This window comes from Mesorhizobium sp. M7A.F.Ca.CA.004.04.2.1 (assembly GCF_004022825.1).
In the GTDB taxonomy this organism is placed as follows: Bacteria; Pseudomonadota; Alphaproteobacteria; order Rhizobiales; family Rhizobiaceae; genus Mesorhizobium.
On sequence record NZ_RZPH01000452.1, the window covers coordinates 1 to 4,573 of the forward strand.

Sequence of the window (4,573 nt, forward strand, 5' to 3'; positions counted from 1 at the left end):
CCCTGAGACAGTCCATACGCGCCCCGAGTCCAGTTTGCCTGGGGTTCCTGGAAGCTTTTCGAACTTTCTGGGTCACTCCACAGCCCAAATTGCGGGTGCTCATGGACAAAGTGGGATACTAGTTTCGGCTTTTCCATGCCTTTGCAGGGATCGACCCCAGTGGCACGTTGCGCCCGATAGCGCGACGGCATGACTTCCAAGTGTGAACGGCAGCTTGGCGCCCAACCCCCGACGCTAGGATCTCTCTCAGTACCGCTCAAAAAGCGCACATTCCGAGTTCTCAGGGGCAGCTCGATCCAGTGGCGGACGTTCGATGTGAGCTTCCTGGCGGTAACGGCCGTCCATGTCGACGGCCAAAGCTAGTGCAGGAACACACTAGACCTGCTGGGGCCTGTGTTCTACTCGCCGCCGATCGGCCGATTGCAGGGCAGAGATGCAGCGTTCCAGCCGTTGAAGCCGCGATTTGCTGGAATGAATGTGGTAGCCGAGCTCGGTAAGCCTTCTTGGCTTGGCAGCCCCTGTCTGGGTAAGTAGCTCAGTTTCCAGTCGGACGATCTGTTCCCTGAGCATTTGGGCTTCGGCCAGCCGCATTTGCCGGATCCAGCTTCGACCTCGCATTCTCCCGGTCCTCCACGCTTTAGTCAAAAGCCCCGGAGGCGCTGCTGCTCTGGTGGGTTCTCGATTGGGCGCTGTTCGGAGTCACGCAATGTCCGTCACCATCGTTGGATATTTTGTGGCTCGCGCGTCCAACCGCGGTTCAAACCTCGACCAATATGCGTCGGCATCTGTGCGCGGCAATCTTTCGATGGGATTTTTTCGCGGCTGGGTTTGGTCAAATTGAGTGACACTCGGAGCCTATGTGCCGACTTAAAAGCGCGATCGGCGAGACGCTCCTTCAGCCGTCTACTGCACGGACGAGGCCCGTAGCAAACCTATCGTTCGCTCGCCCAGCATCGCATGGACGGCAGAGGCGATGATTGAGCCAAGACGCGGTCGGATGCAGCCACTTCGCTGGGCAGAGCCGCTTAACTCTGGTCCACAAACGTTGCGTTTGTGTGGTACAGAACTGCTGTACCATCGTTAAGTGGAATCAAAATCGAACGACCGGGAACCGGGTCATTCGAGGAACAGTTTACATCCCAAATGGTAAAGACGCTCAGCCAGGCTGCATGGAAGAGTGTTATATAAATTAGAGAATTCTAATAGATGCCGTGAATGTGTTTCCTGCCGCCCATGACACCGACGGACTAACATGATTTCTTCTGATCACGAGCTTGATGACGGCTTCAATTCATCCGATCAGGATTTGCAGTCTGTTTCTTCGATTACCGGTGAGTGGACGATTGCGACACAGCGGGGCAGGGCGACCTATTCCCTCATGCCACCCGGGCTGCACACCTTCGAGGCGAGTGAACACGTTGTCTTTGTCGGTCTCGAGGCCGCACCCGTGTGTGCCACACTTGGAGGGGGCAAGGCCGAGCGCTATGACGCGCCGGCAGGAAGCATCATTGTCAAGCCGGCACATCTTGAAGCGCGGCTGCGTCTATCACAGGCGCGGGAGAGCGCCACTATCGTCTACCCGGACGACAGTCTCAAAGAACTGGCCAGGCAGCAATTTGGCCCAGTGGAAACGGAGCTGACGCCTCCGCCCCTGGGCACACGGGACGACAATGCGTTGCGTGTCGCCCAACTGCTCAAGACGGAGCTCACGAAGAAGGAGGGCGCAAACCGCTTCCACGTCGAGCAGCTGATCGCGATCCTGGGCATTCACGTGCTTCACGCATATGCCATACGAACCAGCGGGCCGGAGCAGTTCAAGGGCGGTCTTTCCAGGCAGTCCGCGCAGAAACTGCAGGAGTTCCTGCGAATCAACCTCGCCCGCAAGATATCTGTCGGCGAGCTAGCCGCACTTGCAAAGCTTTCACCGAAGCATTTCACCCAAGCGTTTAGCCGAAGCTTTGGGATGACGCCGCATCGCTACCTTTTGGACCTCCGGCTCGACCACGCCACGCGTCTGTTATCGAACCGAGACATGACCATTGCGGAGGTTGCCTATCTAAGCGGGTTTTCAAGCCAGAGTCATTTGACAGCTGCGATGAGGAAGTTCCGGGGCGCGACCCCGACCCGCTTTCGATCCTCAATCTAGCGTGCGATTTCGGGCATCAGTTAAGGCAATATTAGCGTTACGAAATAATGAGTTGTGATATTCCAGTAACACTCCGGTAGAAGTGTCTAATCAAAACAAAGCGCGTCGGACGTTTTTGTCAAACGTCGTACCTTTTTGAAATACGTCCGGATGTTTCCATGCCCATGTTGGCGCCAGTGTCCTGATTCCTTGGGATGCATTGCATTAAGACTTTCTAATGTAGGGGGATACATGGCTGGGTTGGCCTGCGGCGGGACCATCCATGACCAGAAGGACGGCGGCGACAGTGCCGGCGACCCGAGGCTGAAAGCCGGCCACCTTCATCCTAGGCGCGCATCCTCTCAAGCGCTACCGGGTCCCAAGGGACGGGCGGCGAGGCAAGCAGATAGGCCTATCTTCTCCCAGCTACTGCGCGGTGGCCGGATGACCAAGTGGAAGGGCGAAGCGGCGAGCTACGCCGCTCATATGGCGCAGCCGGCCTCCGCGGCGGCGCGGGCGTTGGCCGCCCCGCTCCTGCCAGCGGTCCTGCTGATGACGCTGGCCACGGGGCCGGCCGCCACCGCCGACAGAAACTGGGATCCCAACGGCACGGCGGCCGGAACTGGCGGCACTGGGACCTGGGACGTGAGCTCCAATCGGTGGAGTCCCAACAGCGACGGCGTCAGTGGTCCTTATACGCCGTGGAGCAACGCCGCTCTCGACAATGCCATCTTCGGCGGCGCCAGCGGAACAATCGCCACAGTGACGCTGGGCGCGCCGATCACCGCGAACAGCCTGACCATCAACACCAACACGACCTATACGGTCACGGGCAGCACGCTGACACTCGCCGGTGCCACCCCGACGATCACCACCAACGGTGTCGCAACCATCAGTTCGATTCTGGCCGGCACTGCGGGACTGACCAAGGCGGGAGCGGGTACCCTGACCCTCACCGGCGCCAATACCTTCGGCGGCGGTATCAATGTGACCGCGGGTAGGTTGAACGTCAGTGGCGATTCGGCGCTCGGCGCCGCCAGCAATGGCATCACCTTGTCGGCGGGCACGATTTTGCAAAGCACTGGCGCGCTCGCCGCTAGCCGCGTTGTTACGCTGCTCTCCGGCACCGCCGCCATTGGAGGAGGTGTCGGCTCTGCGCACATCACCGGCGCCGGCGGCTTTTCCCTGGTCGCACAGACGGTGCTGAGCGATGATACCAATGATTTCACCGGGGCGGTCGCTACCGACAGCTTCAACCTGTACTTCACATCGATCGGCAACCTGGGCGAGGCAAGCGCGCTCGGCGCGGCAACCACGGTGGCCAACGGAACGGTCTTCGTCCGCAATGCCTCCGCCGTCTATACCGGCAGCGGCGATACTTCGAACCGCAGCTGGAACATGGCGCCTAGCACCGGCTCCTCCGCCCTGACAAATCAGGGAACCGGCACGCTGACCGTAACCGGAGACATGACAGCGGGCGGCGGGTTTGCAGCATCTGTCATTCTGAACGCGCAGACGGCGGACCTTGGAGTGCTGGGCGTCATCAGCAGCAACCTTGCAACCCGGCCCTTCATATTCATGGGCGGCGGGACAAACCGCACTATCACATTGGGTGGAGCCAACACCTTTGGTGGTGCCGTCACGATCCAGACCGTTACCGTGAAGGCCAGTTCACTGGCGAACCAGGGGGCCGCCAGCTCGCTGGGTTCAGGCTCAATCATCAACCTCAACACCGGCGTATTGTCCTATACCGGCGCGGGGGCCAGCACCGACCGCATACTGTCGCTCAACGGCGCCAGCGCGATCCTCAATGATGGCACCGGCTCGCTGGCGCTGAGCGGCGCGGCCTCGTTCAATCCAGCCAATCCGGGCGACACCTTCACGCTTGGCGGCAGCTTCGCCGGCGGCAACACCTTTTCGGGCGCGATTTCCGGCAACGGCAATCTGGTCATGAACGGCGCGGCGGGAAACAGCTGGCTGCTCAGCGGCGCCAACACATATGTCGGGTCGACTACCGTCACCAGCGGAACCCTGCGGGCCGGCAGCGCCAACGCGTTCGGCGCGCCCAACGCGGTGGTCGTCAATGGCGGCACGCTGGACCTCAATGGCTTTGATACCACGGCCACGTCGCTCGCCGGCGCGGGCGGCAGCGTGACTCTCAACGGCGCCGATCTGACGATCAACGGCGCCGCCAGCACCAGCTATGCCGGCGTTATCGCCGACGGCGCCACCAGCGGCGGCGGCCTCATCAAGCGCGGCACCGGCACGCTCACGCTGAGCGGGGCAAACACCTATACCGGCGACACCACGGTCAATGGCGGCACCCTGGCGCTGAACTTCGCCGCGCCAGGAGCGCCGACCAGCAACATCATCTCAGGCTCGTCCGGCCTCAACCTGGCCGGCGGCGTGGTCACACTGACCGGCGCAGCGGGCGTGGCGAACAGCCAG

General features: G+C 61.1%; 3 protein-coding genes. All 3 read left to right on the forward strand.

Annotated features, from left to right (window positions below):
* Nucleotides 1–706: 706 nt before the first annotated feature.
* A complete protein-coding gene (locus tag EN893_RS39905; RefSeq protein ID WP_256754990.1) occupies nt 707–841 on the forward strand; it encodes a hypothetical protein in 135 nt (44 codons plus the stop codon).
* A 411-nt stretch (nt 842–1,252) separates the two neighbouring features.
* Complete coding sequence (locus EN893_RS19795; protein ID WP_127269045.1) at nt 1,253–2,146, forward strand: AraC family transcriptional regulator; 894 nt, start codon at nt 1,253–1,255, stop codon at nt 2,144–2,146.
* Nucleotides 2,147–2,569: 423 nt separating this feature from the next.
* The coding region (locus EN893_RS19800; protein WP_206640140.1) for an autotransporter-associated beta strand repeat-containing protein at nt 2,570–4,573 on the forward strand (2,004 nt) is incomplete at its 3' end.

Coding starts and splice junctions, on each gene's coding strand:
- EN893_RS39905 (WP_256754990.1), top strand. CDS start 707: ATGTCCGTCACCATCGTTGGATATTTTGTGGCTCGCGCGTCCAACCGC.
- EN893_RS19795 (WP_127269045.1), top strand. CDS start 1,253: ATGATTTCTTCTGATCACGAGCTTGATGACGGCTTCAATTCATCCGAT.